Here is a 3,086-nt window from a genome sequence, read left to right as displayed (position 1 = left end):
CCGCGACTCCCTCGGCTCGAGGGCGTCGCGGCGACCGTTTCCTGGTGGATCAGTGCTTCTCGGCACCCAGGTAGTACTCGAAGACCAGCCCGGCGGCGGCGGCGAGCACGAGCACCACGCCGAGGCCGATCAGCCAGAACTGGAAGAACGCCAGACCCAGCGCGGTCACCGAACCGGCGCCCGCGAGGAGGATGGGCCAGAAGCTACCGGGCGAGAAGAAGCCCAGGTCACCGGCGCCGTCGACGATCTCGGCCTCTTCGTAGTCCTCGGGACGCAGGTCGATGCGACGCGCGACGAACCGGAAGTAGGTGCCGATGATCAGCGACAGACCCGCGGTCAGCACGATCGCGGTAGTGCCTGCCCACTCGATGCCGGTGCGCGACTGGGCGGTGAAGAAGCCGTAGACGATGCCCACCAGGATGAAGAACGCCGTGAGCAGTTCGAAGATCCGCGCTTCGATCCTCATATCAGAATCCTCACTTGCTCTCGTTCACCGAAGCGCTCTTGGCATCACGCTTGGTGTTGAAGGGGTACGTGGAGGTGGCCACCGGCGACTCGCCGATCGATGCCAGCGCCTCACCGTTGGTCTTGCCCTCGATGCGCGCCTGCATGTACTTGGCGTACTTCTCCGGCGAGACCGCGCGGACCTCGAAGTTCATCATCGAGTGGTAGGTGCCGCACATCTCGGCGCAGCGGCCGACGAACGCGCCTTCCTTCTCGATCTCGGAGATCTGGAAGACGTTGTCGGACTGGTTTTCCTTCGGGTTCGGCATCACGTCGCGCTTGAACATGAACTCCGGCACCCAGAAGGCGTGGATCACGTCGGCGGCGGCGAGCTGGAACTCGATGCGCTTACCGGTCGGCAGCACCAGGACCGGAATCTCTTCGCTGGAGCCGAAGGTCTCGACCTTGTCGTAGTGCAGGTACGAGAGGATGTCGTTGGCCGGCTTGCCGTGCAGGGGGCCCGGCTGCGGGTGACCCTTGTCGTTCTTCAGCTCACGGTATTCGGCGAGCTGCTCTTCGTTCAGCAGCTCCTTCTCCGTGTCGATGCCGTTCCAGGTGAGACCGCCGACGTTGTTGATGTTGCGGTAGCCGAACTTCCAGTTCCACTGGAAGGCGGTCACGTCGACGGTGACATCCGGGTTGTCGGTCTTCTCGTGCACATAGTTCTGCACGACCACGGTGAAGTAGAACAGCACCGCGATGATCACGAACGGGATCGCCGTGTAGGTCAGCTCCAGCGACACGTTGTAGCCGGTCTGGCGCGGGAACTCCGGGGAGTTCTTGCGCTTGCGGTGGAAGATGACCGTCCAGAAGGTCAGACCCCAGACCAGCACGCCCATGGCGAGCGCGGCCAGCACCGACCAGGTCCACAGCTCGCGCATCCGGGTGGCCTGCGGGGTGATACCCGACGGCCAGCCGAACCGGAGCCAAACATTGTCGATCGAGCAGCCCGAGACGAGCATCGCGGTGATCCCCAAGGACACCGCCAGCCCGGCCCGCCGAAGGATCCGGCCCTGCCGACCCTTCTCGGGTCGTGCCCCGATCTCTTCGCTCGCCTTGTGCGCCACGCTCACGCCTTCCTGGTCGCCACACATTCCGACACATTGCGTCGTCCGGGCGGCGATTCGCCCGTTCCGACACCTCTTCAAAGCAGTTTCAGGCCTCTCGAAGTATTGCCGCTGTGACGCCTGCACACCTGAGAAGGACCTGAGTACTACGCAGCGTAGACCAAAGCGGGCACTGTCTTGTCGCGGGGTCACTTTCGACACTCCGCCGTGACCGCGCCGAACATCGCGACCTGCGGTTTGGCCCTCGTCTGGTGGCTGCGCACCCCGCGGGAGCGGGCGAGCGCGGCGTGTCGGGCAGGCGTGCGGCATACTCGGACACAGCGTTTCGGCCCGTTGTGGCCACCCATCATCGAACGAGAGAAGGTTGGGCGACACCGTGTGCGGACTGCTCGGATTCCTGACAGCTGATTCCGCGACGACCGCGGTGGTCGATCAGGTGTACGACGCGCTGCACTGCCAGCGGCATCGTGGCCCGGACGAGAAGGGCACCTGGCACGACGATCACATGATCTTCGGGTTCAATCGCCTGTCCATCATCGATATCGAGCACTCGCACCAGCCGCTGCGCTGGGGCCCCGCGGACAACCCGCAGCGCTACGCGATGACCTTCAACGGCGAGATCTACAACTACCTCGAACTGCGTGAGCAGCTGGCCACCGAGCACGGCGCCGCATTCCCCGATGGCAAGATCTTCGCCACCGACGGTGACGGCGAGGCCATCGTGGCCGCCTTCCACTTCTGGGGTCCCGAGGCCGTGCGCAAGCTGCGCGGCATGTTCGCCTTCGCGATCTGGGACACCGAGACCTCGGAACTGTTCCTCGCGCGCGATCCGTTCGGTATCAAGCCGCTGTTCATCGCGACCGGCCCCGGCGGCACCGCCTTCGCCAGCGAGAAGAAGAGCCTGCTCGAACTGCTGAGCCCGCTGGAACTGTCCGACGAGCTGGACCCGCGCGCGCTCGAGCACTACACGGTGCTGCAGTACGTGCCAGAGCCCGAGTCGCTGCACCGCAACATCCGTCGCCTCGAGTCCGGCAACTACGCCACGGTGAAGGTCGGCCAGGAACCGATTGTCACCCGCTATTTCCGCCCCGACTTCCGGGTCCGCCCGTTCGTGGCGGGGTCGGAGAAGGCACGCTACGCCGAGATCGCCGCGGCGCTGGAGGACTCGGTCGCCAAGCACATGCGCGCCGATGTGACCGTCGGTTCGTTCCTGTCGGGCGGCATCGACTCCACCGCCATCGCCGCGCTGGCGATCCGGCACAACCCGAATTTGCTGACCTTCACCTCCGCGTTCGAACGCGAGGGGTACTCCGAGGCCGATGTCGCCGCCGAGACCGCGGAGCTGATCGGCGCGAAGCACTACATCCGGATGGTGACGCCCGCCGAGTTCGCCGCGGCTATCCCGGAGATCGTCTGGTACCTCGACGAACCCGTCGCCGACCCCGCCCTGGTGCCGCTGTACTTCGTGGCCAAGGAAGCCCGCAAGCACGTCAAGGTGGTGCTCTCCGGCGAGGG

Annotated in this window: 3 protein-coding genes; 1 reads left to right on the top strand and 2 read right to left on the bottom strand. The window is 65.3% G+C overall.

What is annotated here, in order from left to right; all coding sequences use genetic code 11:
• Positions 1 to 49: 49 nt before the first annotated feature.
• Both ACFWF3_RS30075 and ACFWF3_RS30070 read right to left on the bottom strand, forming a co-directional pair.
• A complete protein-coding gene (locus ACFWF3_RS30075) occupies positions 50 to 466 on the bottom strand; it encodes a cytochrome c oxidase subunit 4 (protein WP_056816603.1) in 417 nt (138 codons plus the stop codon).
• A 10-nt stretch (positions 467 to 476) separates the two neighbouring features.
• On the bottom strand, positions 477 to 1,466 hold the full coding sequence (locus ACFWF3_RS30070; protein WP_378992675.1) for a cytochrome c oxidase subunit II: 990 nt from the start codon (positions 1,464 to 1,466) through the stop codon (positions 477 to 479).
• A 481-nt stretch (positions 1,467 to 1,947) separates the two neighbouring features.
• Here ACFWF3_RS30070 and asnB point away from each other — a divergent pair.
• Positions 1,948 to 3,086: asparagine synthase (glutamine-hydrolyzing) (gene asnB, locus ACFWF3_RS30065; protein WP_379317016.1), on the top strand; the 1,139-nt coding region annotated here is incomplete at its 3' end.

It is taken from the genome of Nocardia sp. NPDC060220 (assembly GCF_042727815.1).
Lineage (GTDB): Bacteria > Actinomycetota > Actinomycetes > Mycobacteriales > Mycobacteriaceae > Nocardia.
This window is presented reverse-complemented; position numbering and strand designations above follow the sequence as displayed.

What these genes read in the sequence shown, in the direction of transcription:
- ACFWF3_RS30070 (WP_378992675.1), bottom strand. Translation starts at nt 1,466, where the DNA reads ATGCTCGTCTCGGGCTGCTCGATCGACAATGTTTGGCTCCGGTTCGGC.
- ACFWF3_RS30075 (WP_056816603.1), bottom strand. Translation starts at nt 466, where the DNA reads ATGAGGATCGAAGCGCGGATCTTCGAACTGCTCACGGCGTTCTTCATC.